Origin of the sequence: Neisseria chenwenguii, assembly GCF_002216145.1 — a bacterium.
Taxonomy (GTDB): Bacteria; Pseudomonadota; Gammaproteobacteria; order Burkholderiales; family Neisseriaceae; genus Neisseria; species Neisseria chenwenguii.
Genome location: NZ_CP022278.1, coordinates 404,644 through 430,400, shown reverse-complemented (window position 1 = coordinate 430,400; position 25,757 = coordinate 404,644). Strand labels below are relative to the sequence as shown.

30 protein-coding genes are annotated in these 25,757 nt (G+C 54.4%); 13 read left to right on the top strand and 17 right to left on the bottom strand.

The window, feature by feature from the left end:
- Positions 1-127 precede the first annotated feature (127 nt).
- The 4 genes from msrAB to BG910_RS02170 all read right to left on the bottom strand — a co-directional run bounded on the left by msrAB (position 128) and on the right by BG910_RS02170 (position 4,003).
- Positions 128-1,642: a bifunctional peptide-methionine (S)-S-oxide reductase MsrA/peptide-methionine (R)-S-oxide reductase MsrB gene (msrAB, locus tag BG910_RS02185; RefSeq protein ID WP_408633791.1), complete on the bottom strand. Its 1,515-nt coding sequence runs from the start codon at positions 1,640-1,642 to the stop codon at positions 128-130.
- A 309-nt stretch (positions 1,643-1,951) separates the two neighbouring features.
- Positions 1,952-2,992: an anthranilate phosphoribosyltransferase gene (gene trpD / locus BG910_RS02180; RefSeq protein ID WP_089035432.1), complete on the bottom strand. Its 1,041-nt coding sequence runs from the start codon at positions 2,990-2,992 to the stop codon at positions 1,952-1,954.
- Between the two features lie 69 nt (positions 2,993-3,061).
- Positions 3,062-3,649: an aminodeoxychorismate/anthranilate synthase component II gene (locus tag BG910_RS02175; RefSeq protein WP_089035431.1), complete on the bottom strand. Its 588-nt coding sequence runs from the start codon at positions 3,647-3,649 to the stop codon at positions 3,062-3,064.
- 18 nt (positions 3,650-3,667) lie between these two features.
- Complete coding sequence (locus tag BG910_RS02170) at positions 3,668-4,003, bottom strand: hypothetical protein (protein ID WP_089035430.1); 336 nt, start codon at positions 4,001-4,003, stop codon at positions 3,668-3,670.
- A 188-nt stretch (positions 4,004-4,191) separates the two neighbouring features.
- Between BG910_RS02170 and BG910_RS02165 the strand changes: the two genes are divergently transcribed.
- The 4 genes from BG910_RS02165 to pncB all read left to right on the top strand — a co-directional run bounded on the left by BG910_RS02165 (position 4,192) and on the right by pncB (position 7,795).
- Positions 4,192-5,013, top strand: coding sequence for an amino acid ABC transporter substrate-binding protein (locus tag BG910_RS02165; protein ID WP_198344814.1), 822 nt, complete (start codon positions 4,192-4,194; stop codon positions 5,011-5,013).
- A complete protein-coding gene (locus tag BG910_RS02160) occupies positions 5,003-5,719 on the top strand; it encodes an amino acid ABC transporter permease (RefSeq protein WP_089035429.1) in 717 nt (238 codons plus the stop codon). The genes BG910_RS02165 and BG910_RS02160 overlap by 11 nt, the downstream gene beginning before the upstream one ends.
- 9 nt (positions 5,720-5,728) lie before the next feature.
- On the top strand, positions 5,729-6,478 hold the full coding sequence (locus BG910_RS02155; protein ID WP_089035428.1) for an amino acid ABC transporter ATP-binding protein: 750 nt from the start codon (positions 5,729-5,731) through the stop codon (positions 6,476-6,478).
- Positions 6,479-6,577: 99 nt separating this feature from the next.
- Positions 6,578-7,795, top strand: coding sequence for a nicotinate phosphoribosyltransferase (gene pncB, locus BG910_RS02150; RefSeq protein ID WP_089035427.1), 1,218 nt, complete (start codon positions 6,578-6,580; stop codon positions 7,793-7,795).
- 83 nt (positions 7,796-7,878) lie between these two features.
- Here pncB and folE2 read toward each other — a convergent pair whose 3' ends face one another.
- On the bottom strand, positions 7,879-8,652 hold the full coding sequence (gene folE2, locus BG910_RS02145; RefSeq protein ID WP_089035426.1) for a GTP cyclohydrolase FolE2: 774 nt from the start codon (positions 8,650-8,652) through the stop codon (positions 7,879-7,881).
- 220 nt (positions 8,653-8,872) lie between these two features.
- On the opposite strand from folE2, the gene BG910_RS02135 reads away from it, so the two are divergent.
- Entirely contained in the window at positions 8,873-10,030 is a 1,158-nt protein-coding gene (locus BG910_RS02135) for a trans-sulfuration enzyme family protein (protein ID WP_089035424.1), read from the top strand.
- 242 nt (positions 10,031-10,272) lie between these two features.
- Here the strand turns inward: BG910_RS02135 and hemB are convergent, their stop codons facing one another.
- The 12 genes from hemB to iscR form a co-directional block, all read right to left on the bottom strand.
- On the bottom strand, positions 10,273-11,277 hold the full coding sequence (gene hemB / locus BG910_RS02130) for a porphobilinogen synthase (protein WP_089035423.1): 1,005 nt from the start codon (positions 11,275-11,277) through the stop codon (positions 10,273-10,275).
- Between the two features lie 290 nt (positions 11,278-11,567).
- Entirely contained in the window at positions 11,568-12,281 is a 714-nt protein-coding gene (locus BG910_RS02125) for a DUF6973 domain-containing protein (RefSeq protein WP_089035422.1), read from the bottom strand.
- Positions 12,282-12,511: 230 nt separating this feature from the next.
- Positions 12,512-13,015 (bottom strand): Fe-S protein assembly co-chaperone HscB, encoded by a 504-nt coding sequence (hscB, locus tag BG910_RS02120; protein ID WP_089035421.1) that lies wholly within the window; start codon positions 13,013-13,015, stop codon positions 12,512-12,514.
- A gap of 208 nt (positions 13,016-13,223) precedes the next feature.
- Positions 13,224-13,544: an iron-sulfur cluster assembly protein IscA gene (gene iscA, locus BG910_RS02115; protein ID WP_089035420.1), complete on the bottom strand. Its 321-nt coding sequence runs from the start codon at positions 13,542-13,544 to the stop codon at positions 13,224-13,226.
- A 24-nt stretch (positions 13,545-13,568) separates the two neighbouring features.
- Entirely contained in the window at positions 13,569-13,808 is a 240-nt protein-coding gene (locus BG910_RS02110; RefSeq protein WP_089035419.1) for a recombinase RecA, read from the bottom strand.
- Positions 13,809-13,941: 133 nt separating this feature from the next.
- On the bottom strand, positions 13,942-14,427 hold the full coding sequence (locus BG910_RS02105) for a DUF302 domain-containing protein (RefSeq protein ID WP_089035418.1): 486 nt from the start codon (positions 14,425-14,427) through the stop codon (positions 13,942-13,944).
- Positions 14,428-14,539: 112 nt separating this feature from the next.
- Positions 14,540-14,923, bottom strand: coding sequence for a Fe-S cluster assembly scaffold IscU (gene iscU / locus BG910_RS02100; protein ID WP_089035417.1), 384 nt, complete (start codon positions 14,921-14,923; stop codon positions 14,540-14,542).
- 66 nt (positions 14,924-14,989) lie between these two features.
- Positions 14,990-15,517 carry a toxin-antitoxin system YwqK family antitoxin gene (locus BG910_RS02095; RefSeq protein WP_089035416.1) on the bottom strand — a complete coding sequence of 176 codons (528 nt, stop codon included), beginning with the start codon at positions 15,515-15,517 and terminating at the stop codon, positions 14,990-14,992.
- An 83-nt stretch (positions 15,518-15,600) separates the two neighbouring features.
- Positions 15,601-15,807 carry an antitoxin gene (locus BG910_RS02090; protein WP_089035415.1) on the bottom strand — a complete coding sequence of 69 codons (207 nt, stop codon included), beginning with the start codon at positions 15,805-15,807 and terminating at the stop codon, positions 15,601-15,603.
- Between the two features lie 3 nt (positions 15,808-15,810).
- Positions 15,811-15,933 (bottom strand): BrnT family toxin, encoded by a 123-nt coding sequence (locus BG910_RS12685; protein ID WP_325048912.1) that lies wholly within the window; start codon positions 15,931-15,933, stop codon positions 15,811-15,813.
- A gap of 160 nt (positions 15,934-16,093) precedes the next feature.
- A complete protein-coding gene (locus tag BG910_RS02080) occupies positions 16,094-17,308 on the bottom strand; it encodes an IscS subfamily cysteine desulfurase (RefSeq protein ID WP_089035414.1) in 1,215 nt (404 codons plus the stop codon).
- A gap of 23 nt (positions 17,309-17,331) precedes the next feature.
- Positions 17,332-17,775 carry a Fe-S cluster assembly transcriptional regulator IscR gene (gene iscR, locus BG910_RS02075; RefSeq protein ID WP_089035413.1) on the bottom strand — a complete coding sequence of 148 codons (444 nt, stop codon included), beginning with the start codon at positions 17,773-17,775 and terminating at the stop codon, positions 17,332-17,334.
- A gap of 340 nt (positions 17,776-18,115) precedes the next feature.
- Here iscR and BG910_RS02070 point away from each other — a divergent pair, with 340 nt between their 5' ends.
- The 8 genes from BG910_RS02070 (at position 18,116) to rplI (ending at position 25,726) form a co-directional block, all read left to right on the top strand.
- Positions 18,116-19,267, top strand: a complete 1,152-nt coding sequence (locus BG910_RS02070) for an ATP phosphoribosyltransferase regulatory subunit (RefSeq protein ID WP_089035412.1) — start codon at positions 18,116-18,118, stop codon at positions 19,265-19,267.
- 31 nt (positions 19,268-19,298) lie between these two features.
- The gene (locus BG910_RS02065) at positions 19,299-20,597 is read left to right on the top strand and encodes an adenylosuccinate synthase (protein WP_089035411.1); all 1,299 of its coding nucleotides are present in this window, start codon (positions 19,299-19,301) and stop codon (positions 20,595-20,597) included.
- A gap of 273 nt (positions 20,598-20,870) precedes the next feature.
- The gene (pflB, locus tag BG910_RS02060) at positions 20,871-23,156 is read left to right on the top strand and encodes a formate C-acetyltransferase (RefSeq protein ID WP_089035410.1); all 2,286 of its coding nucleotides are present in this window, start codon (positions 20,871-20,873) and stop codon (positions 23,154-23,156) included.
- Positions 23,157-23,340: 184 nt separating this feature from the next.
- Positions 23,341-24,153, top strand: a complete 813-nt coding sequence (pflA, locus tag BG910_RS02055) for a pyruvate formate lyase 1-activating protein (protein WP_089035409.1) — start codon at positions 23,341-23,343, stop codon at positions 24,151-24,153.
- A 198-nt stretch (positions 24,154-24,351) separates the two neighbouring features.
- Positions 24,352-24,723, top strand: a complete 372-nt coding sequence (rpsF, locus tag BG910_RS02050; protein ID WP_089035408.1) for a 30S ribosomal protein S6 — start codon at positions 24,352-24,354, stop codon at positions 24,721-24,723.
- A gap of 2 nt (positions 24,724-24,725) precedes the next feature.
- Positions 24,726-25,022 carry a primosomal replication protein N gene (priB, locus tag BG910_RS02045; protein WP_089035407.1) on the top strand — a complete coding sequence of 99 codons (297 nt, stop codon included), beginning with the start codon at positions 24,726-24,728 and terminating at the stop codon, positions 25,020-25,022.
- 5 nt (positions 25,023-25,027) lie between these two features.
- Entirely contained in the window at positions 25,028-25,258 is a 231-nt protein-coding gene (rpsR, locus tag BG910_RS02040) for a 30S ribosomal protein S18 (protein ID WP_054599043.1), read from the top strand.
- A 15-nt stretch (positions 25,259-25,273) separates the two neighbouring features.
- Positions 25,274-25,726 (top strand): 50S ribosomal protein L9, encoded by a 453-nt coding sequence (gene rplI, locus BG910_RS02035; RefSeq protein ID WP_089035406.1) that lies wholly within the window; start codon positions 25,274-25,276, stop codon positions 25,724-25,726.
- Positions 25,727-25,757 lie beyond the last annotated feature (31 nt).

Here is a 25,757-nt window from a genome sequence, read left to right as displayed (position 1 = left end):
TTTATTATCCGCCTGCGGCGGGTGCGGGGCAGTTTTTACGTTTTTTATAGGTAGGCTAAAGGCCGTCTGAAAACCTCCGTTGCGTTTCGCAGGCAGAATTTTCAGACGGCCTCTGTTTTTTCAAAACTTATTTCGCCAAATGTTTTAGATGTCCGTAACCCTCGTCATCCATCTGTTCCAGCGGGATAAATTTCAGGCTGGCACCGTTGATGCAGTAGCGCAGGCCGCCTTTGTCGCGCGGGCCGTCGGGGAAGACGTGGCCTAAATGGGAATCGGCGGCGCGGCTGCGCACTTCGATGCGTTCCATGTTGTAGCTGAAATCTTTATGATTGGTAACGGCGGCGGCTTCGATGGGTTTGGTGAAGCTCGGCCAGCCGCAATGGGAGTTGTATTTGTCGGCCGAGGCAAACAGGGGCTCGCCGCTGACGATGTCGACGTAGATGCCCGGTTGGAACAAATGGTCGTATTCGTGGCTGAAGGCGTATTCGGTGCCCGCTTTTTGGGTGACGTTGTATTGCTCGGGCGTGAGGATTTTCCTCAGCTCTGCATCGCTCGGTTTTTTATAGGTGGCGGGGTCGAATCTTTTTTTCACGGGGGCGGCTTTGCCTTCCAGCGGCTCGTCGGCTTTGGAAACGTCGATGTGGCAGTAGCCGTTGGGGTTTTTAATCAGGTAGTCCTGATGGTATTCCTCGGCTTCGGCAAACTGCTTGAGCGGCAGGTTTTCAACCACAAGCGGTGCGCTGAATTTTTTTTGCTCTTTTTGCAGCGCGGCGGCAATGACGGCTTTTTCGGCCGGATCGGTGTAGTAGATGCCGGTACGGTATTGTGTGCCGCGGTCGTTGCCCTGCTTGTTGAGGCTGGTTGGGTCGATGACGCGGAAGTAGTATTGGAGGATGTCGGAGAGGCTCAGCTTGTCGGCGTCGTAGGTCACGCGCACGGTCTCGGCGTGGCCGGTGTTGCGGTACACCACGTCTTCATAACTCGGTTTGTCGGTTTTGCCGTTGGCGTAGCCCGATACCGCATCGGCCACGCCGTCGATACGCTGAAAGTAGGCTTCCAAGCCCCAGAAACAGCCGCCGGCCAAATAGATGGTTTTCAGATTCATTTTTGCAGATGCCTTTTGTTTGTCGGGTTTGTGGAACACCGTTTTCAGACGGCCTATGTCGGCAGACGGGTTGTCGATCAGCGCCAGAGCCTGCGCTTCGTTGATGCTGCCTTTGACAATCCGCGCCACTTCGCCTTTGGGGTTCAATACCGCCCAAGAAGGGTAAACGCTGATGTTCAGGCTTTTGGCAATCGCGCCGCCGTTATCCACGACGACGGGCAGCTTGGGATAACTCAGCCCCGCGTACCATTTGCGGAAATCGGCGTCTTTTTTCTCGCCCAGAAAACCGGGCGAAGCGACGGTGAGCAGATTGGCCTTTTGGAAACGCACATCCTGCGCCCATTTTTCCGTGTGCCCGAGTTCGGACAGACAAAGCGGACACCAGCTCGCCCAAAATTTCACCAAAGTCGGCTTGTTTTTCAGCAGATATTTCGACGCCGGCTTGCCCTGCACGTCTTTCAACGCGCTCAAAGCCTGCGGAACGGGCGCGGCGGCGGTGGAATTTTGCGGCAGCAGAAACGCAGCGGCAGCCGCCAAAACGGCAACGGGCAGCCCCACAAACAGGTACGGTTTTTTCACGGTAGTTTCCTTGTTTTGTTAGGTTTTGGATACCGTTTAGACGGGTAGGGCGGGAATTTCTGACATGGGGTTTGCGGGGGCAGGGAGGTCGTCTGAAAATCGGTTGCCGTATTGCCGGATTTTCAGACGGCCTTTGTGTTTTTAGGGCGCAGGCAGGACTTTAGCAGTCGTAGGCTGGGCTTCAGCCCGGCGATTTTAGGTAAATGTTTCAGAAACTTCGCCGGGCTGAAGCCCAGCCTACGGGCAAGCTTACCGTTCTTCCCAACTTCAGACGGCCTCAGCCGCCAGCGCTTGGGTGAACGCGACAAATTCTGCCATTTTCGCCTTCGCCTTGCCTGAATCAATCATTTCCGCCGCCAATTCCACGCCGTCGTCCAGCGAATCGGCGACGTTACCCGCATACAGCGCGGCGGCGGCGTTGAGGAGGACGATGTCGCGTGCGGCGCCGCGTTCGCCGTCGAACACGCGGCGGATGGTTTCCAGCGATTCCTGGCTGTTTTCCACACGGATTTCGTCGAGGTTGGCGCGGCTTTCGATGCCGAAATCTTCGGGGCGGATGTCGTATTCGAGGATTTTGCCGTTTTTCAGTTCGGCGACGTGGGTTGCGCCCGTGAGCGTGATTTCATCGAGGCCGTCTGAACCGTTGACGACCAAAACGTGTTCCGCATCGAGCTGCTGCAACACGCGCGAGAGGATGCCGCAGAGGTCTTTGTGGAACACGCCCAAAAGCTGGTTGGGCGCACCGGCAGGGTTGGTCAGCGGACCTAAAATGTTGAAAATGCTTCTAAAGCCGAGTGCACGGCGCACGGGCGCGACGTGGCGCATGGCGCTGTGGTGGTTTGGGGCAAACATAAAACCGATGCCGATTTCGTCGATGCTGCGGCCGACCTGTTCGGGCGTGAGCGTCAGCGGTGCGCCCGCCTGCTCGATGACATCGGCCGCGCCGCTGGAAGAGGAAACCGAGCGCCCGCCGTGTTTCGCCACTTTCGCGCCGGCGGCGGCGGCGACAAACATGGAGGCGGTGGAAATGTTGAACGTCTTCGCACCGTCGCCGCCTGTGCCGACAATATCGACCAGCGCGGCTTTGCCGCGGACGGGAACGAGTGCAGCAAATTCGCGCATGACGGCGGCGGCGGCGCTGATTTCGGAAACGGTTTCGACTTTGATGCGCAGGCCGGTGATAATCGCGGCGATTTGTTCGGGCAGCACTTGTCCGCTCATAATTTGGCGCATCAGGTCGGTCATTTCGTCGTAAAACAATTCGTTGTTGCTGATCAGGCGTTCGATGGCTTGTTGGGGGGTAATCATGGTTTTTCTCGCTTAGGGTTGGGGTTTTCAGACGGCCTGTCCAACTCCCTCATGCCGTCTGAAAAACATTTACGCCGCGGCTTTAAAATCCGCAAACTCGTTCAAAAAATTCGCCAGCATTTCATGCCCGTATTCGGTCAGCAGCGCTTCGGGGTGGAACTGCACGCCCTCTATGGCAAATTCTTTGTGGCGCACGCCCATGATTTCGCCGTCTTCCGTCCAGGCCGTGATTTCGAGGCAGTCGGGCAGGGTGGCGCGGTCGATGACGAGGCTGTGGTAACGGGTGCAGGTTACGGGGTTGGGCAGGTTTTTAAACATACCCGTGCCGTGGTGGAACACGGGCGAGACTTTGCCGTGCATCAGCGTTTGTGCGCGCATGATGTCGCCGCCGAAGGCTTCGCCTATGGTCTGGTGGCCGAGGCAGACGCCCATAATCGGCAGTTTGCCCGCAAAATGCTGCATGGCGGCGACGGAGATGCCGGCTTCTTTGGGCGAACAGGGGCCGGGGCCGATGACGAGGTATTGCGGTTGCAGCACGGCGATTTCGTTTAAGGTGATGTCGTCGTTGCGGCGCACGAGGATTTCTTGGCCGAGTTCGGCGAAATATTGGACGATGTTGTAGGTAAAACTGTCGTAGTTGTCGATAAACAAAAGCATTTCAGACGGCCTGTAGGGTTATTGGTTTTTGACGAGGGCGAGGTTGTCGGGGTCGTTGATAAACGCCCACATTTTTTCGTCGCTGGTAAACACGCCTTTGCGCACGACATAATGCAACTCGCGTTTGACCGCCGCATCGGCCTTGCGCACGACCACGCGCATATTGGCGGAATGGGCGGCCATTTCCAGCATTTTGGCGGCAAACTGCGGCTGGTGCAGGCGCGGGCGGGCGAGGGGGTGGCGGGCGAGATAGGCGTTGAGTTTTGCGGCGCTGCCTTTGAAATCGGTGTGCAGCGGGTCGATAAAGATGATGGTAAACGGCATCATGCCGAGGTAGTCGTCTTCGGTTTTCATGTTAAAACGCACTTGCGGCAAAGATTTGGTACGCGTTCAATATAGCAGCAAATCAGGCCGTCTGAAAGGCTGTTTTCAGACGGCTTTTATATTCCGTTTGGAGCATTTGATAAAACCAAGCGTTCTTTTGAGTTTCAGGCGGTTATCACTTAGAATACGCGCTTTATTCCATCTTGAGGAACTTCATCATGTTGAAAAAATTCGTTTTGGGTGGCCTGACTGCCGTGGTTTTGGCGGCTTGCGGCGGCAGCGGCAGCAGCGGTTCGGCCGCATCTGCGCCGCAGCAGGGGCAGAATACGCCGCTGATCGAGCGCATCAATAATAAAGGCACGATTACCGTGGGTACGGAAGGCACTTACGCGCCGTTTACCTATCACGACAATACGGGCAAGCTCACCGGTTACGATGTGGAAGTTACCCGCGCGGTGGCTGATAAACTGGGTGTCAAAGTCGAATTTAAGGAAACCAACTGGGATTCGATGATGGCGGGTTTGAAAGCAGGGCGTTTCGATGTGGTCGCCAACCAAGTCGGCCTGACCAGCCCGGAGCGTCAGGCGACGTTTGACAAATCCGAGCCTTACAGCTGGAGCGGTGCGGTTTTGGTGGCGCGTAAAGACAGCAAAATCAAAGATGTCAAAGAAATCGCCGGCGTAAAAGCGGCGCAGTCGCTGGCCAGCAACTACGGCGAAAAAGCCAAAGAAATGAAGGCGGATATTGTGCCGGTTGACGGTTTGGCGCAGTCGTTGATGCTGATTGAGCAAAAACGCGCGGAAGTGACGCTCAACGACGAATTGGCGGTATTGGATTATCTGAAGAAAAATCCGAAAGCCGACGTGAAAATCGTTTGGAGCGCGCCTGCGGCGGAAAAAGTCGGCTCGGGTCTGATTGTCAACAAAGGCAACGACGAAGCCGTAGCGAAGTTCAGCGCGGCGATGAAAGAGCTTCAGGCCGACGGTACGCTGAAAAAACTGGGCGAACAATTCTTCGGAAAAGACATCAGTGTTAAATAATTTTCTGGCTTCACTGCCGTTTATGAGCGAAACACGTGCTGATTTGGTGATCAGTGCGTTTTGGCCGATGGTCAAAGCAGGCTTTCTGATTTCCGTGCCGCTGGCGGTGTGTTCGTTTCTCATCGGTATGGTGGTGGCGGTCGGTGTTGCGCTTTTGCGGGTGATGCCCGTTGAAGGCTGGCTGCACCGCGTTGCGCTGGCGTTGGCCAAAATCTATATTTCCGCCATCAGGGGCACGCCGATTCTGGTGCAGATTTCCATCGTGTTTTACGGCCTGCCCGCCATCGGCGTGTTTATCGATCCCGTCCCCGCCGCGATTATCGGCTTTTCCATCAACGTCGGCGCGTATGCGTCGGAAACCATACGCGCAGCGATTTTGTCCGTGCCCAAAGGGCAGTGGGAAGCAGGTTTTTCAGTCGGCATGACCTATATCCAGACCTTCCGCCGCATCATTACGCCGCAGGCGTTCCGCGTTTCCGTGCCGCCTTTGAGCAACGAATTTATCGGGCTGTTTAAAAACACCTCGCTGGCGGCGGTCGTTACCGTGACCGAGCTTTTCCGCGTGGCGATGGAAGCGGCCAACCGCTCTTATGATTTCCTGCCCGTCTATATCGAAGCGGCGCTGGTGTATTGGTGCTTCTGCTGGGTTTTGTTTTTCATTCAGGCGAAGCTGGAAAAACGCCTCGACCGCTATGTGGCGAAATAAGGAGCAGGCATGGTTAAAATCCGCAATATCCGCAAAACATTCGGCGACAACACTATTCTGCGCGGCATCGATTTAGACATCGAAAAAGGGCAGGTCGTGGTCATCCTCGGGCCGTCGGGTTCGGGCAAAACCACGTTTTTGCGCTGTCTGAACGCACTGGAAACGCCCGAAGCCGGTCAGATTGAGTTTGACAACGCCGCGCCCTTAAAGATTGATTTTGCAAACAATCCGAGCAAAGCCGACATCCTCGCGCTGCGGCGCAAATCCGGCATGGTGTTCCAGCAATACAATCTTTTTCCGCACAAAACCGCGCTGGAAAACGTGATGGAAGGGCCGGTCGCCGTGCAGAAAAAAGCCAAAGAAACCGCGCGCAGCGAGGCGCTGAGGCTGCTGGAAAAAGTCGGTTTGGGCGACAAGGCCGGCCTTTACCCCTACCAGCTTTCCGGCGGACAGCAGCAGCGCGTCGGCATCGCCCGCGCGCTGGCCATCCAGCCCGAGCTGATGCTGTTTGACGAACCGACTTCCGCGCTCGACCCCGAATTGGTGCAAGACGTTTTGAATACCATGAAAGAGCTGGCGCAGGAAGGCTGGACGATGGCGGTCGTCACCCACGAAATCAAATTCGCGATGGAAGTCGCCGACGTCGTGGTCGTGATGGACGGCGGCGTGATTGTCGAACAGGGCGCGCCCGAAACGCTGTTTGCCAACCCGCAGCACGAGCGCACCAAACGCTTCCTGAAACAGATACGCGCAAAATAGCCCGCGCAGCAAAGGCCGTCTGAAAATTCAGACGGCCTTTCCCGTAACCGTCCCCTGTGTTTTAATAAGCCTTCCCAAACAACGAACAAGAGAAACGCGATGCAGACGCCGATTATCCAATCATTGCTCGATACCGATTTATACAAATTCACCATGCTGCAAGTGATTCTGCACCAGTTTCCGCAGACCCACAGCGTGTACGAATTCCGCTGCCGAAACAAAGAGACGGTCTATCCGCTGGCCGAAATCCAAGCCGATTTCGAGCGCGAGCTGGATGCCTTGTGCAGCCTCAGGTTTACCGAAGACGAGCTTGCCTATCTGCGCCGGCTGCGTTTTCTCAAAAGCGATTTTGTCGATTACCTCGAGCTTTTCCAGCTCAAACGCCGTTTCGTCAAAGTTTATTCCGACGAACAAGGCCGTCTGAATATCCGCATCGAAGGGCCGATGATACAGGCGATGTTTTTTGAAATCTTCATCCTCGCCATCGTCAACGAACTCTATTTCCGCCGCCTCGAAACGCCCGAAGTTTTGGCCGAAGGCGAGCGCCGCCTGCAAGCCAAAGCAGGCCGTCTGAAAGAAATCGCCGCGCTGCAAAACCCCGAAGACCCGCCGTTTCTCATTTCCGATTTCGGCACCCGCCGCCGCTACAAGCTCCAATGGCAGGAACACGTCCTCCGCACTCTGAACGAAGCCGCGCCCGATATTGTGCGCGGCACCAGCAACGTCTATCTCGCCCAAAAACTCGGCATCACCCCCATCGGCACCATGGCGCACGAATTTCTGCAAGCCTTCCAAGCACTCGACGTGCGCCTGCGCAATTTCCAAAAAGCCGCGCTCGAAAGCTGGGTACACGAATACCGCGGCGACCTCGGCATCGCGCTGACCGACGTCGTCGGCATGGACGCCTTCCTCGTCGATTTCGACCTCTATTTCGCCAAACTCTTCGACGGCCTGCGCCACGACAGCGGCGATCCTTATGTCTGGGGCGACAAAGCCCATGCCCACTACAAAAAACTCAAAATCGACAGCCGTACCAAAATGCTCACCTTTTCAGACGGCCTCGACATCGAAAAATCATGGGCGCTGCACCAATATTTCAAAAACCGCTTCAAAACCAGTTTCGGCATCGGCACCAACCTGACCAACGACTTAGGCCACACGCCGCTCAATATCGTTTTGAAACTGGTCGAGTGCAACCGCCAGTCGGTTGCCAAACTCTCCGACAGTCCGGGCAAAACCATGACCACCAACGACACCTTCCTCGCCTATCTGCGCCAAGTGTTCAATGTACCCGAGCCGGAAAAAAACGCGGAATAATGAAAAGGCCGTCTGATATTTCGACTACGCTCAGTAACCGATTTTCAGACGGCCTCGCTTTATCAAACGCCCGGACGCAACGCTTACGGATAGGCGATATACGCATACGCGGAATGGTTGTGGATAGACTCGAAATTCTCGCTTTCGACTACGAAACTTTCCACGCGCGCGTCGGCAATCAGGACGGTGGCGACGTCGCGAACCATGTCTTCGACGAATTTCGGGTTTTCATACGCTTTTTCGGTAACGTATTTTTCGTCGGGGCGCTTGAGCAGTCCGTAAAGCTGGCAGGAGGACTGCGCTTCGACGCAGTCGATGACTTCTTCGATGCCGACTTCGGCGTTGGCGGTCAGGCTGACGGTAACGTGCGAACGCTGGTTGTGCGCGCCGTATTGCGAGATTTCTTTGGAACACGGGCAGAGGCTGGTAACGGGTACGGTGATTTTCAGCGTGTGGCTGTATGCGCCGTTTTTCACTTCGCCGGTAAGCGTGACGTCGTAATCGAGCAGCGATTGGATGCCGGAAACGGGCGCGGTTTTTTTGCGGAAAAACGGAAAACTCACGCTGATTCTGCCCGAGTGCGAATCCAAAAGGGCGACCATTTCTTCGGTCAGATTTTTCAGACTGCCGAAGCTCAGGGCTTCGGTTTGGCGTTCCATCAGCGCGACGAAACGCGACATATGCGTGCCTTTTTGGTCGGCGGGCAGATAGACGGTCATGGTCAGGCGGGCGACGCTGGATTGTTCGCCCTCTGCGCTTTGGATGCGCACGGGAAAACGCAGGTCTTTGATGCCGACCTGGTTGATCGGAAGATTGCGTAAATCGCGGGAAGATTGCACGTCTGCAATGGCGTTCATGCGTGGGGTTTCCTTAAATAAGACGGAAAGGGAAATGCGGGGCGGGGCGCAGGTTTTCAAGTTTCAGACGGCATCAGGCCGTCTGAAAACGGCTGCGCTCAGAAATGCGAGATTATATCACTTACCGCGCGGCTGCGCGGCGGATGGTGCGGCGATTGATTGTTTCAATTTTTCGGATAGTGCTAGAATGGACGCGTTTACCATTTAACGGAGCCGCGCCATGAAATTCGCCACTAAAGCCATCCATTCCAGCTACGACTGCGACGGACACAACCGCGCATTGATGCCGCCGATTTATCAAAACAGTATGTTTGCCCTGCACGAAATCGGCGAGCAGATTCCCTACCGCTACTCGCGCCTGAGCAACCCGACCCGCCGAATTTTGGAAGACACGGTTGCCGATTTGGAAGGCGGCGCGGCGGCTTATGCGTTTGCCAGCGGCATGGCGGGGATAGACGCGGTTTGGCGCACGTTTTTACAGCCGGGCGATACCATCGTGGCGGTGGCCGATATTTACGGCGGCGCGTATGATTTGTTGATCGATGTGTACGCCAAATGGGGCGTGAACGTGGTGTTCGCCGATTTGACCCGCCCTGAAAACTTCGACGAAATTTTAGCGGCGCAAAAAGTGAAAATGGTTTGGCTGGAAACGCCGTCCAACCCGCTTTTGCGTCTGGTTGATATTCAGGCGCTGGCCGCGAAAGCCAAAGCCGCCGGCACGCTGGTCGGCATCGATAACACTTTCGCCACGCCGTATCTGCAACGCCCGCTGGATTTGGGCTGCGACATCGTGTTCCATTCCGCCACCAAATACCTCTGCGGCCACTCCGACGTTTTGATGGGCGTCGTCGTCGTCAAAACCAAAGAATTGGCCAAACCGCTGCACACCATGATGGTCAACAGCGGCGCGATTGCCGGACCGATGGACTGCTGGCTGGTGTTGCGCGGCATCAAAACGCTGGCGCTGCGCATGGAAGCCCATTGCAAAAACGCCCTCGAAATCGCCCGCCGTTTGGAAAACCATCCCGCCGTTGAAAAAGCCTTCTATCCAGGCCTGCCGTCGCACGAACACCACGCGCTCACGCAAACGCAGATGCCCAAAGGTGCCGGCGGCGTTGTGACCGTCTATCTGAAAAACGACAGCAAAGAAGCCGCCAATAATGTGATTAAAAACATGACTATGGTCAAAATGGCCTCCAGCCTCGGCGGCGTCGAAAGCCTGGTCAACCATTGCTATTCCCAATCACACAGCGGCGTGCCCCACGATGTAAAAATGCAGATGGGTATTAAAGTCGGCCTCCTGCGCTTTTCCATCGGGATTGAGGACGCGGACGATATTTGGAACGATATTTGCGCAGGGCTGGATACGGCGCTGTAAAGGCGTTTGCAGAAAAGGGAAAGGCCGTCTGAAAATTCAGACGGCCTTTGTTTGCTTTTTACTTCCCGAAAGGTAGGTGCGGTTAGCCGCCCAAAGGCGGCGTAACCGCACGTTATACACCATTTGAAAATACCCACCGATACCGTCTGAAAAGAATAGGGGTAAAGGGGTGTATGGCAGGGTTTGCGCGGGTTTGTACGGTTACGCCGCTTTGGGCGGCTAACCGTACCTACGGCGGCTTTTTATTTTTCGTGCAGCAGCCGAGCGGCTTCTAGCGCGTAGTAGGTCAGGATGCCGTCGGCGCCGGCGCGTTTGAACGCGAGCAGGCTTTCGAGGATGACTTTTCCGCCGTCGAGCCAGCCGTTTCGGATGGCGGCCCGGAGCATGGCGTATTCGCCGGAAACCTGATAGGCGTAGGTGGGGACGCCGAATTCGTCTTTGACACGGCGCACGACGTCCAGATACGGCAGGCCGGGTTTGACCATGACCATGTCCGCGCCTTCTTGGAGGTCGAGCGCGACTTCCTGCAAGGCTTCGTCGGTGTTGGCGGGATCCATTTGGTAGGTTTTTTTGTCGGCCTTGCCCAGGTTGCCGGAACTGCCGATGGCGTCGCGGAACGGGCCGTAGAAGGCGGAGGCGTATTTGGCGGAATAGGCCATGATGCGGGTGTGGATGTGGCCGGCGTCTTCCAGCGCTTCACGGATGGCGAGGATGCGGCCGTCCATCATGTCGGAGGGGGCGACGACCTGCGCGCCCGCTTCGGCGTGGCAAAGGGCTTGTTTGACGAGTACGTCGATGGTTTCGTCGTTCATTACATAGCCGTCTGAATCGGTCAGGCCGTCCTGCCCGTGGCTGGTGTAGGGGTCGAGGGCGACGTCGGTCATGATGCCGAGTTCGGGGAATTTTTCGCGCAGGGCGCGGACGACGGTGGGCACCAAGCCTTCGGGATTGTAGGCTTCTTCCGCGCCTTCGGTTTTGTTGCGGGTAACGACGGGAAACAGTGCGAGCATGGGAATGCCGAGGTTCAGCGCGTCTTCGGCGGTGTAGAGCAGTTTGTCCAAACTCTGCCGTTTGACGCCGGGCATGGAGGCGACGGCTTCTTCCTGATTCTGCCCTTCCAAAACGAAAACGGGGTAAATCAGATCGTCGGCGGTAAGGGTATGCTCGCGCATCAGACGGCGGGAAAAATCGTCTTTGCGCATGCGGCGCATACGGGTGGCGGGAATGTAGCGGTTGGCGAAATTCATGATGTTCCTTTCGTGAAAAAAGGCCGCTGCGGCAAAACGGTCTTTTCAGATGGCCTTTGCGGCGGGGCCTCAGGTTTGACGGAAGTTTACGCCGTTTTGGGGCGTTGTACCAAGTCAAAAAGCGGGAAACGGCGGCGTTTTTTCAGACGGCCTTTTGCGTTTCGCGGAGGATTCGTTTTTGTCGGATTCAAGAATCCGGCCTACGGCGTCTGCCAAGCTCCGGGCCGTCTGAAAAAAATAAAGGGCAGGTTAAAAGAACCTGCCCTGTGCCGTTCGGCTTAATCGTCGCGTTAATCCTGCAACTGCTTAATCGCCTTGATGGACTGTTTCAGATTGTAAAAACGGTCGGGGCGGTTGCGGCGGCATTCTTCTTTTACCGTCATGCCGTCGGCGCTGAGCGGTTCGATGTTTTTCACGGCTTGGCGGTAAACGGGCGCGCTCAGTTTGCTTTGGCGGATGCGCCAAACCTTGCGTCCGCCGCTCTGAACGGATGAGGCTGTCCACAGGCCGATTTTGTGGTAGTAGAACAAAACGGCGTTGGTCAGAGTTTTCATATCCGCGTTGGGCTTGCCGCTGCCGATGCTGCGGCCGATACGGTTGTTGCGGATATCGACGGCTTGGTCGGCGGCGTAGCGGCTGTAATAGTCGGTTTTGCCTTCGCGAACTTCCATATCGCTCAGGTAGGCGTTGCCTGCGCGTTCAGCGACGATGCTGTCGAAACGCGAGGAAATCGCGGCCTGCCACAGGGTGTGGCGCACGGCGTTGACTTGTGTGCCGCGGCCGTCGCCGTTGGCTTTGTCGTCCAGACCCGTGCGTTCGGCAAGGCGGGCGGCATTGCTGGAAATATTGACACCGCGCTTGGTTTCCACGCCGATGGCCTTCGCGGCAACGGGATGGTTGACGACAAACTGCGCAATTTTGCTGCGGCGGCTTTGGTGCTCCTGATAGGTTTGGCAGCCGGTCAGCAGGGCGGCGGATAGAATGAGTAATTTCAGATGTGTCATGGCAGTATTATTGTAGTGGAGTAATTTTCAATTTTTAACACAAAAACACGTTAACAGGGAAAATATTTTTCAGACGGCCTGATTTGGCGAACAGCGGTGGTATCGGGCGGATAAGTCAATACGGGCTGATATTTGAGTTTCAGACGGCCTTTGGCGGTGGGCGTTATATACTCGAATAGTCCTGTGTCTCAACTAAAAGGACGGAGCGCCATACTCGTCTTTATTTTATTTCACGGCAGAGCGGCGGCGATTTCTTTGCGCAGTTTGTCTAAAAAGCGCCCCTGACGCACCAGCTGCGCGGCTTGCTCGAATTCGGTGGCGGCGAATGCTTGGCGCAGGGATTGGAACAAATCGGTTTGTGCGGCGCGGATTTCGGTGTCCAGCGCCTCGAGGGCAGGGTGGTTTTGTTCGGACTGGGCGTCGGCGAGCGCTTCGCGCCATTCCATCTGCTGCATGAGGAATTCGGGGTCAAACGCGGTGTGTTCGGGCGCATCGGCATCGATGTTTTGTGCTTTCAGCAGCGTGGCGGCGCGGTCGATGGGATTTTTCAAGGCGCGGTAGGCTTCGTTGACGGCTGAGGCCATCATCACGGCCTGTTTTTGTTCAAACGAGGAGGCGGCGGCGAATTTGTCGGGATGGAAGCGGGCGGCAAGGGCGCGGTAGTTGCGTTCGAGCGTTTCGGCGTCGAGGTCGAAGGATTCGGGGAGTTGGAGCAGGGCAAAAGGAGAGGTCATGGTGGAGGCCGTCTGAAAAAATGTTGGCAGATTCTGCAAACGCGGGATTTAAAAGCCTCTGCATTCTTTTCCTCACGAGGGCAGATTGCAGCGGGTCGGGCGTTCCGGGGTAAAAGGCCGTCTGAAAAATTCGGCAGATGTGTGCACGGGGTTTCAGACGGCCTTTGGTAGTTGCAAAAATTTCAGCCTGATTGGCGGAATCGTTCGTTTAAACGTGGAAACTTTCGCCGCAGCCGCAGGAATCTTTGACATTCGGGTTTTCAAATTTGAAACCTTCCTGCAGGCCTTCTTTGGTGTAGTCGATTTGGGTGCCGTCGAGATAGACGAGGCTTTTCGGATCGACGAACACTTTGGCGCCGTGTTCTTCAAATACTTGGTCTTCGGGGGCGGCTTCATCGACAAATTCCAAGTTGTAGGCCATGCCCGAGCAGCCGCTGGTTTTGACGCCGAGGCGTACGCCTAAACCCTTGCCGCGTTTGCCGAGAAAACTTCGGATGTGGTTGGCGGCGTTTTCTGTGATGGTAATCATGCTGTTTTTCCTTGTGTGATGTTTTCAGGCTGCCTGCCGTTTTGCCCACGCCACGGCTGCGGCAATGGCGGCTTTGGCCTGCGGGCTGTTTTTCCAGCAGGTGCTGCCCGTGATGGCGGCGCCCTGTTCGAGAATGCCGGCAGGGTCGGCAGCGGCGAGTGCGGCAACGTCGTCCAAGCCCATTTCGCCCAAGCGTTGGAGCACGGTTTTACCAATGCCTTTTTCGGCCAGCAGGGATTGTTTCTGTTCGGAAGTAAAGGGCAATAGCGGTTTCCTTGTTTTCAGGCTGCTTGGAGTCAATGGTGGCAAAACAGGTACATCCTGATGCCTCAAAATCAAGGCAGCCGAAGATGACGGATAACGGGACAACACAGTTGCACCGTGCATTGCGGCTGTGTTATTGGGAAACGGTGGCCCGGATCAGTCGTTCGGCGTTCGCCAGCGTGTTTTCTACTTCGGCGTATTCGATTTTGCTGCCCGAAATCAGGCGGCGGGTGTCGTTGAACACCACTTGGACTTTTCCACCGTTTTCGGTTACCAGCACGCGCAGGGGCAGTTGCAGCGCGAATGCGGGGTCTTTCACCATCAGCAGCGTACCGACTTTGGGTGTGCCGAAGACGATGACTTTGGCCGGCTGCATGGACAGGCCGTGTTTACGGGCGGCGGCTTGGTGGTCGATGACGGTGAACACGGTCATGCCTTTGCTTTGCATGGCGTTTTGCAGGCGGGATACCGTGTCGTTGAAGCTGTATTTGCTGTCTACGGTGTGGGTAGTCATGGCGGCTTGGCTCTGCGTTTGGGCGGGTCTGCTGCCCGCGGCCTGCATTTGCGAACAGGCAGTGGCGGATACGATTAACAATACGGCAAGTGTTTGTTTCAACATGGTTTCATTCTTTCAAAAAGGTTGTACAAAAAGGTTGTATATTTTTCCTCTGTATTGCAGAAAAACGGTTTCAATCCGGCCTGAACGAGTGTACAGGCCGTCTGAAAAATTACTACGCTTCTTTTTTCTTGCGGTAGTCGGCGACGGCGGCTTTTACGGCATCCTCGGCCAGAATCGAGCAGTGGATTTTCACGGGAGGCAGCTCGAGCTCTTCGGCGATTTCGCTGTTTTTAATGGCCAGCGCGTCGTCGAGGCTTTTGCCTTTGACCCATTCGGTAATCAGGCTGGAGGAGGCAATGGCGGAGCCGCAGCCGTAGGTTTTGAATTTGGCGTCTTCGATGATGCCTTCGTCGTTGACTTTGATTTGCAGGCGCATCACGTCGCCGCAGGCGGGGGCGCCGACCATGCCGGTGCCGACGCTGTCGTCGCCTTTGTCGAAGGTGCCGACGTTGCGGGGGTTTTCGTAGTGGTCGATGACTTTGTTGCTGTATGCCATGATGTGGGTTCCTTGTTTTGGTTTTGATGGGGTGCCGTCTGAAAATTCAGACGGCCTTTGTTCGGCCTATTGGCAATCGACGCTGCCTTTGGTGTTCAGGCTGCCGTCGGGGCGGAAGGTTTTGTATTTGACCGCGCGGCCTTTTTTGTAGAGAAACTCGGTGCGTTTCGCACCGTCAGGGGCGTAGCCCTGCGACCAGCCGTTGGCGAGGCTGTTGCGGAATTTCATGTGGGTTTCGAGGTTGCCGTTGGGGTAGTAGATGTCGATGGTGTTGGCGGGCTTGCCGTTTTTCACTTTGTATTGCAGCACCAAACCGTTGGGCAGGCGCTCGTTGACGATGCCGTTTTGGATGGGGGTGGCGGGCTGCTGCAAAACGGGTGCGGCGCACAGGCGGGCGACCATTTCGGCATCGGCTTGGGTTTTCCAGCCGCATTTTTTTATCAGGCGCTGCTGCTCGCCGGCGGGCAGGTTGTTGATGTTGGCTGCGTTGGCGGTGCACTCTGCTTTGTTTTTTTCGCGTACTTGGTTGGCGAGGAAACAGCCGCTGAGGGAAACGGCGGTCAGGGTGGCAAGGGCAAGGTGGTGGAATTTCATGCGGGTTCCTTTTTTGTTTTTGGGCCGGGGTTTTCAGACGGCCTTTGGGGGTGGGTAGGCCGTCTGAAAAAATCATCGTTGCTTTACCATTTCAATGCGGGCTTTTTATGCTGAACGGCACATTCGTGTAGAAACGAGTTAATCAGGGTTTGGTAGGAAATGCCCATTTCTTCGGCCAACGCCTGAAAATGCACAATGTTGTTGTCATTAATGCTGGCGGGGGACGGTTTTTTTAGGTGTTTGGCGTAGAGATTTCTGACGGCATTGCTGAAGTCGTGTTCGTCTTTCACGGTTTATCTCCTGTATTGTCTGCTTTCGTTGGCAGTGGCGCGGCGGGCGGAAATGATACGGATATTATCGCCCCGCTCGCAGTGTACAACAACCGGTATCCGCAGGCGTTCGTTCAGTCCCATCAATACAAAGCGCTGTTCGTTTTCGGAATGGTCGGTATCGGCAATCAATAGGGCGTTTTCATCCTAAAATACGGTAACGGCTTCTTCATAAGGCGATGCCGTGTTTCTTTATATTGGATATTGGTTGCCGCTTTGTCGGTGTGCCATTCAAAACCTTGCGGTATCAATGTGCCGCCCATTCAATCGAATCCAAATCCACACCGTCTTTAAACATTTCCCACAGCGGCGATAATTCGCGCAGTTTGCCGATTTTGGATTTGATCAGTTCGGCGGCGTAGGCGGCTTCTTCTTCGGTGGTCATGCGGCCGAAGGTAATGCGCAGGGAAGAGTGGGCGAGTTCGTCGTTGCGGCCGAGTGCGCGCAAAACGTAGCTGGGTTCGAGGCTGGCTGAAGTGCAGGCGGAACCGCTGGAGACGGCCAGCTCTTTGACGGCCATAATCAGGCTTTCGCCTTCGACGTAGTTGAAGCTGATGTTCAGATTGTTGGGAACGCGGTGTTCGAGGTCGCCGTTGATATAGACTTCTTCGATGCCTTCGATGCCTTTGAGAAAGATATCGCGCAGTTTAAGGTAGTGGGCGGTGTCTTTTTCGAGGTCTTCTTTGGCGATGCGGAAGGCTTCTCCCATGCCGACGATTTGGTGGGTGGGCAGTGTACCGGAACGGAAGCCGCGCTCGTGGCCGCCGCCGTGCATTTGCGCTTCGAGACGAACGCGCGGTTTGCGGCGGACGTATAGTGCGCCGATGCCTTTGGGGCCGTACACTTTGTGGCCGGACATGGATAAAAGATCGGCTTTGGCGGCCTCGACGTCAACAGGTACTTTTCCGCAGGCTTGGGCGGCATCGACGTGGAAGATGATTTTGCGTTCGCGGCAGATTTCGCCGATGGCGGGGATGTTTTGAACCACGCCGATTTCGTTGTTCACCCACATGACGGAAATGAGGATGGTGTCGTCGCGGATGGCGGCTTTGAGTTCGTCGAGATCGATCAGGCCGTTTTCCTGTACGCCCAAATAGGTTACTTCAAAACCTTGGCGCTCTAATTCGCGCATGGTGTCGAGCACGGCTTTGTGTTCGGTTTTGACGGTAATCAGGTGTTTGCCTTTGGATTGGTAGAAATACGCCGCACCTTTGATGGCGAGGTTGTCGGACTCGGTGGCGCCGCTGGTAAAGACGATTTCTTTGGGATCGGCGTTGATCAGGGCGGCGATGTCGGCGCGGGCTTTTTCGACGGCTTCTTCGGCCGTCCAGCCGAAGCTGTGGCTGTTTGACGCGGGGTTGCCGAACAGCTCGGTCAGGTAGGGAATCATTTTTTCGGCAACGCGCGGGTCAACGGGGGTGGTGGCGGCGTAGTCGAGGTAAACGGGGGTTTTGACGGTCATGGTTTGCTTCTTTCTTTTTCTAGTTAGTGGATATGTGTAAAGTGGACGACTTGGTCTTTGGCGGCGGTTTTCTGCTCAATGATGCTTTGCAGGGTAACGCTGCTTAAATAGTCGTTGATGGTTTTATTGAGATTTTCCCATAAATCATGGGTCAGGCACGGCGCGCCGTGGTGGCAGTCGGCTTTGCTGCTGCATTGGGTGGCGTCGAGCCGGTCTTCGGCGGCGGCGATGATTTGGGCAATGTTGATTTGCGAGGCGGGGGCGGCAAGGATGTAGCCGCCGCCGGGGCCGCGCAGGCTTTCAACCAATTCAGCACGGCGCAGTTTGCTGAACAGTTGTTCGAGATAAGAGAGGGAAATGCTTTGGCGCTCGCTGATGGCGCTGAGTTTGACCGCGCCGGTTTGGGCGTTCATGGCCAAATCAATCATGGCGGTAACGGCAAAGCGGCCTTTGGTGGTGAGTCGCATGGGTGGTGTCTGTGTTGTGGCTTTATTTTGTCTTGAACGGATTATCGTATTTCTGAGTAATTTAGTCAAGTATCCGGAGGATGTAGCGGCAAAGGGTTTTTCAGACGGCCTGATTGTTTGAAAACCGCCTGCACGCTTGAAAATTTTATGTTAAAGTCTGATTTTAACAACTCGGCGGTTTGAGCCGCTGCAAGGGGCTGTTTAAATTTGAAATCGGGATGCGTCAGGCCGTCTGAAAGGGGCGGGGCTCATTGGTCGGGCGGAGAGGCCGTCTGAGGTTTTAAATTTAAGCAGCTTTTGTTGTGTTTGCCGTTTTAACTTTCATTTCAAAAGGTTATCTATGCAGTCTTGGCAATTGCCCGAACACGTTGCCGACGTTTTGCCGACCACGGCGCGCCAGCTTGAGAGCGCACGCGAACGGCTGTTGGCGCTTTTCCGCGTGCACGGCTACGAATTGGTGCAGCCTCCTCTGATGGAATACAGCAATTCGCTGCTGACCCACATCGACGCGGGGCTTTCGCTGAAAACCATCCGCGTGGTCGATCAGCTCAGCGGGCAGCAGCTCGGCATCCGCGCCGACATTACGCCGCAGGTGGCGCGCATCGACGCGCATCTTCTGTCGGCCAACAACGGCATCAACCGCCTGTGTTACGCGGGTTCGGTGCTGCATGCGCGGCCTGAAGGTTTTCTGAATACGCGCGAGCCCTTGCAGGCCGGGGCGGAACTTTACGGTTTTGCCGATATTGCCGCCGACATCGAACTGATTGATTTGATGTTGAAAAGCGTGAACATCGCCGATTTCGGCGAAGTGTTGCTGTCGCTGGGACACATCGGCGTCTTCCGCGCTTTGGCTGATGCGGCCGGATTATCGGCAGAGCAGTCGGCACAACTTTTGGCGCTGATGCAGGACAAAGACGCGGAAGCGGTGAAAAACTGCGTGGAATCATGGTGTTTGGACGGAATGTGGGTCAAGGCGTTTGCGCTGCTGCCCGCACTTTACGGCGGTCGCGAAGTCTTGCAGGAAGCGCGTGCCAAGCTGCCGGATCTGTCGGCGGTAGGCAGGGCTTTGGACGAATTGGAAGCGGTATGTGCGGCGTTCCCCGCGCAAAACGTCCACATTGATTTGTCGGAACTGCGGGTGGACAACTACCACACCGGCCTGCTTTACGCGGCCTACGGTTCAGACAGCCACGATGCAGTGGCGCGCGGCGGGCGTTACGACGGCTTGGGCGCGTATTTCGGCCGCAGCCGTCCGGCGACGGGTTTCAGCTTCGATTTGCGCAGTTTTATCGGCCGCCTGCCGGAAATCGGCCGCCAGTCTGTGGTGATGGTGGCGCGTGAAGATGCGGAAGCGGCCAAAGACGCTGTGGCGGTTTTGCGCGAACAAGGGCAGTGTGTGGTAGTGGATTACGGCATCGGGCATAACGGCTCTGACAATATTTCAGGCCATCTGAAAAAAATCGACGGCGTTTGGCAGGTTGCCGAAGTTTAATTTTCTTGGATTTGATTTTAGGATTTGAGTAATGGCTAAAAACGTGGTGGTCATCGGCGCACAATGGGGCGACGAAGGCAAAGGTAAGATTGTGGATTGGCTGGCGGAAGAAACCGCCGGCGTAGTGCGTTTTCAGGGCGGACACAACGCGGGGCATACGCTGGTGGTCGGCGGTAAGAAAACCGTTCTGCGCCTGATTCCGAGCGGCATTCTGCATGAACAACTGGATTGTTTTATCGGCTCGGGCGTGGTGGTTTCGCCTGAAGCGTTGTTGGGTGAAATCGACGAATTGAACGCCGCCGGTGTGAAAAATGTCGAAGGCCGTCTGAAAATTGCGCCGACCTGCCCGCTGATTCTGCCTTACCATATCGCTTTAGATCAGGCGCGCGAGGCTTCGCGCGGCAAGGGTAAAATCGGTACGACAGGCCGCGGCATCGGCCCGGCTTATGAAGACAAAGTTGCCCGCCGCGCCATCCGTGCCGTCGATTTGCTGAATTTGGACAAACTGTCTGAAAAGCTGGAAAGCATTTTGGCTTACTATAACGTCCAGCTTCAGCATCTGCACGGCGCCGAGCCGGTGAAAGTAGAAGACGTGATGGCAGTCATCAATAAAGTTGCGCCACACATCACGCCGATGATTGCCGATGTTTCCCGAATTTTGAACGAAAAAAGCGGAAACGGCGAACGCCTGCTGTTTGAAGGCGCGCAGGGAACGCTGCTGGATATCGACTATGGCACTTATCCGTTTGTGACGTCGTCCAACTGTTTGGCAGGTGCTGCATCGGCGGGTGCCGGCGTAGGGCCGCAGATGTTGGATTATGTGTTGGGAATTGTTAAGGCTTATACCACGCGCGTGGGCTCGGGGCCGTTTCCGACCGAGCTGTTTGACGAAGTCGGCGCCGGTTTGGCCGAGCGCGGTCACGAGTTCGGCTCGGTAACAGGCCGTGCGCGCCGCTGCGGCTGGTTTGATGCGGCTGCGCTGAAACGCTCGATTCAGGTCAACGGCATTTCGGGAATGTGTATCACCAAATTAGATGTGATGGACGGTATGGAAACCGTCAATATCTGCGTTGGCTACGAGTTGCCCGACGGCAGCAAAACCGACATTCTGCCTTGCGGCTCGGATGCAGTTAAAACCTGCAAGCCTGTTTACGAAACCATGCCGGGCTGGAAGGAATCCACTGTCGGCGTGAAAGAATACGACAAACTGCCGGAAGCCGCCAAAGCCTATCTGAAACGGATCGAAGAATTTTGCGGCGCGCCTGTGGCCATGGTTTCTACGGGACCGGATCGCGAAGAAACGATTGTTTTGCAGCATCCGTTTGCTTGATATTTCGGGAATTTAAAAAAATCAGGCCGTCTGAAAAAAACGATTTTCAGACGGCCTAAGTTTTCTATTTTACTCTTCGTATAAGTTTTTTAAAGTATAGAAGTTGTGTAATTTTGGGTAGTTTACAATGGGGTTGATTTATATCAAAATGTGTGCGCGAAGGTAGTTTTATTTCATGATTTTGACTGTATATATGAAAGCGGAAGTGCTATTCTTAACACATTAAAAATTTGGTCTGTTTATTATTTTATTTAACAAAATTAGGAGTTTGAAATGTCTGCAGATGTTCAAGAACGTCCTTCTGCCTGGGAAGGCTTTGTCGGCGGTAATTGGGAAACCAACGTTGACGTCCGTGATTTTATCCAGAAAAACTACACACCATATGAGGGCGATGCCAGTTTCTTGGCGCCGGCTACCGAGGCAACTACTAAATTGTGGGCAGAAGTGATGGAAGGCATTAAAGTGGAAAACCGTACCCACGAGCCTTACAAAATTGATGCGCAAACTGTTTCCGGTATTACCAGCCACGCGCCGGGCTATATCGACAAAAATTTGGAAAAAATCGTCGGTCTGCAAACCGACGAGCCCCTGAAGCGTGCCATTATGCCGTTCGGCGGGTTGAAAATGGTTCAGGATTCCTGCCGCATTTACAATGTGGAATTAAACCCCGAAGTTTCCGAAATCTTTACCAAATACCGTAAAACCCACAACCAGGGCGTGTTTGACGTTTATACGCCTGATATCCGCCGCTGCCGTAAATCAGGCGTGATTACCGGTTTGCCGGATGCTTACGGTCGTGGCCGTATCATTGGCGACTACCGTCGTGTTGCGCTTTACGGTATCGACTTTTTGATGAAAGACAAGTTTGCCCAATTCAATTCGCTGCAAGCCGATTTGGAAAACGGCGTGAACTTGGAAGACGTCATCCGCCGCCGCGAAGAAATCAACGACCAATACAAAGCCTTGGGTCAAATGAAAGAAATGGCTGCCTCTTACGGCTTTGATATTTCCGGCCCGGCGAAAAACGCCCAAGAAGCGATTCAATGGACTTATTTCGCGTATCTGGCTGCAGTGAAATCGCAAAACGGCGCCGCAATGTCGTTTGGCCGCGTATCGTCGTTCTTGGATATTTATATCGAGCGCGACCTGAAAAACGGTGTGATTACCGAAATACAAGCGCAGGAATTTATCGACCACTTGGTCATGAAACTGCGTATGGTCCGTTTCCTGCGTACCCCCGAATACGATCAGCTCTTCTCCGGCGACCCGATTTGGGCGACCGAATCCATCGGCGGTATGGGCTTGGACGGTCGCACGCTCGTGACCAAATCCAACTTCCGCGTGCTGCATACGCTTTACAATATGGGTCCGTCTCCCGAGCCGAACATCACCATTTTGTGGTCTGAACAACTGCCGCAGGGCTTTAAAGAATTCTGTGCCAAAGTTTCGATTGACACCTCTTCCGTCCAATACGAAAACGACGACTTGATGCGCCCTGATTTCGAGAGCGACGACTACGCCATCGCCTGCTGCGTCAGCCCGATGGTTGTCGGCAAACAAATGCAGTTCTTTGGTGCGCGCGCCAACTTGGCCAAAACCCTGCTGTACGCAATCAACGGCGGTGTGGACGAAAAATCCAAAGATCAGGTCGGTCCGAAACATGAACCGATCATGGATGAAGTGCTGGATTACGACAAAGTATTCGAGCGTATGGATAAATTTATGGATTGGTTGGCAACACAATATGTTACCGCGCTGAACATTATCCACTACATGCACGACAAATACTCTTACGAAGCCGCATTGATGGCGCTGCACGACCGTGATGTCAAACGCACAATGGCCTGCGGTATTGCCGGTTTGTCGGTAGCAGCCGACTCGCTGTCTGCCATCAAATACGCCAAAGTCAAACCGGTTCGTGACGAAAACGGTATTGCTGTTGACTTTGAAATCGAAGGCGAATATCCGCAATTCGGTAACAACGACGACCGTGTGGATGACATTGCCTGCGACTTGGTAGAACGCTTCATGCGCAAAGTAGCCACCCACAAAACCTACCGCAACGCAATTCCGACCCAATCCGTGCTGACTATTACTTCCAACGTGGTCTACGGTAAGAAAACCGGTAATACCCCTGATGGCCGCCGTGCCGGGGCGCCTTTCGGACCGGGCGCCAACCCGATGCACGGTCGCGATGTTAACGGTGCGGTTGCCTCGTTGACTTCGGTTGCCAAACTGCCGTTTGAGTTTGCCAAAGACGGTATTTCCTACACCTTCTCCATCGTGCCGGGCGCATTGGGCAAAGACGAAAATTCTCGCGAACGCAACCTTGCCGGTTTGATGGACGGTTACTTCCACCACGAAGCAGGAGAAATCGAAGGCGGCCAACACCTCAACGTCAACGTGTTAAACCGCGAAACCCTGCAAGATGCGATGGAGCATCCTGAGAAATATCCGCAGTTGACCATCCGCGTATCAGGTTACGCTGTTCGCTTCAACTCGTTGACCCGTGAGCAACAGCAAGACGTGATTACCCGTACCTTTACCGAAACCATGTAATTCAGGTTTGATAAAAACAATGCCGGTTGATTCCGGCATTGTTTTTATCTGTTTCAGCCTCATTTTAAAATTGAAAGCAGCATTTCAAACGGTTTCGAGAATGCCGTCTGAAAAACTGTCGAACTATATAACTATATAAAAATACAACTGCCGTTTTCAGACGGCCTGATTTCCCGAAAATACCATGCAGACTTATACCATTACACCTGATGCCAAGCCTGGTCAGGCTCAGGCTGTCGGACACCGTCATTACCAAGGTAAAGGCATCGTTCATTCCATCGAATCCTGCGGTACCGTTGACGGCCCCGGCCTGCGTTACGTTTTGTTTTTGCAAGGCTGTTTGATGCGCTGCCTATACTGCCACAACCGCGACACATGGGATTTGCACACCGATGTCGCCAAAGAAATGACCGTACCCGAAGTCATGAAGCAGGTCATGGCTTACCGCCACTATCTTCGTGCCACAGGCGGCGGCGTAACCGTAACCGGCGGCGAGCCGCTGTTGCAGTATGAATTTGTGCGCGATTGGTTTACCGCCTGCCGCGAACACGACATCCATACCTGCCTCGATACCAACGGCTACGCTCTCCATTACGATGAAATTCTCGACGATATGCTCGACCACACCAGTTTGGTGATGCTCGATTTAAAGCAAATCGATCCGGAAATACATAAAGTTTTGGTCGGCATTCCCAATACCAAAACGCTTAAATTCGCCAAACATCTGGCTGAACGCAAACAGCCCACCCGCGTACGTTATGTGATTGTGCCCGGCTATACCGATGACGAGCGTTCTGCCAACCTTTTGGGCGAGTTTATCGGCGACATGGAAAACGTCGAAACCGTCGAACTTTTGCCGTATCACGAATTGGGTGCGCACAAATGGGAACTCTGCGGCGACGAATACAAACTCAAAGGCGTGCACCCGCCGCCCAAAGAAACCGTTTTGAAAATTAAAGAAATTTTGGAAGGGTATGGCAAAAACATCATCTACTAAGATTGGATTTGCCCCTGCTTGCAACAAGAGGCCGTCTGAAAACCCGAAACCTAGTTTTCATACGGCCTTTTCCCGTATTCCAATCAGGCAAAATGCTTGTATCCAAAACCGAAAACGGTTACAATCACACGCTTTCCAACCTTGCCTTCCTGCTTTTCGCATGGCGGAAGGCTGTTTTTCAATCCATAAGGAGATAACATGCGTCATTACGAGATCGTGTTTATCGTTCACCCTGATCAAAGCGAGCAAGTGCCCGCAATGGTTGAGCGTTACAAAGCCATGATTACCGAAGCAAACGGTACCATCCACCGTTTGGAAGACTGGGGTCGCCGCCAACTGGCTTACCCGATTAACAAAATCCACAAAGCGCACTACGTTTTGATGAACATCGAAACCACCCCCGAGGTGGTTGAAGAGCTGGAAACCGCATTCCGCTTCAACGATGCCGTTCTGCGTCATCTGACCATCAAAACCAAACACGCCGTTACCGAAGCATCCCCGATGCTGGGCGGCGAAAAAACCAAAAACCTGCTCAACGGTGCGGCTGAAGAAACCGCAGCAGCCGAGTAAGGTTGAATAATCTCCTGCGCCTTACCGCAAAAATCGCCGAAACCAAGCCATTGAGATACACACCTGCCGGCGTACCCGTGTTGGATTTACTGCTGCAACACGAATCATGGCAGGAAGAAAACGGGCAGAAATGCCTCGTCAAATTCGAAATGAACGCGCGGCTTTTGGGGAGGCAGGCTGAAGAATGGCAGTATCGGCAAAACATCATGGTCGAAGCAGAAGGATTTTTGGCACAACGCAGCCAACGCTTCAACCGCCCGATACTCCGCATCCGGAACATTCAAGAATATAAAGGTTAAACGACATGGCTCGTCAATCATTCAAACGTAGAAAATTCTGCCGTTTCACGGCTGAAAAAATCCAAGAAGTCGATTACAAACAAGTTGATCTGCTGAAAGACTTCATTTCTGAAAACGGCAAAATTATCCCCGCCCGCATTACCGGTACCAAAGCGCATTACCAACGCCAACTGGCTGTTGCCGTAAAACGTGCCCGTTTCCTGGCTCTGCTGCCGTACACCGACCAACATAAATAATCGGAGCTTGAAATTATGCAAATTATCCTGTTAGAAAAAATCGGCGGTTTGGGTAATCTGGGCGACGTTGTCACCGTGAAAAACGGCTACGCCCGCAACTTCCTGATTCCTTCAGGCAAAGCCAAATGCGCTACCGAAGCCAACATGAAAGAATTCGAAGCGCGCCGTGCCGAATTGGAAGCCAAACAAGCCGAAATCTTGGCTGATGCGCAAGCACGCCAAGCCAAATTGGACGGTCAAACCATTACCGTTGCCCAAAAAGCCGGTGTTGACGGCCGTTTGTTCGGTTCTGTTACCAATGCCGACATCGCCGCAGTTATCGTGGCTTCCGGTATCGAAGCAGCCAAAGCCAATGTCCGCCTGCCGAACGGTCCACTGAAAGCAGTTGGCGAATACGAAGTGGAAGTGGCTCTGCACACTGACGCTGTTGCCAAAATTACCGTTGCTGTTGTTGCAGCCGCTGAGTAATTTCTTTTCAAGAAAAGGCCGTCTGAATTTT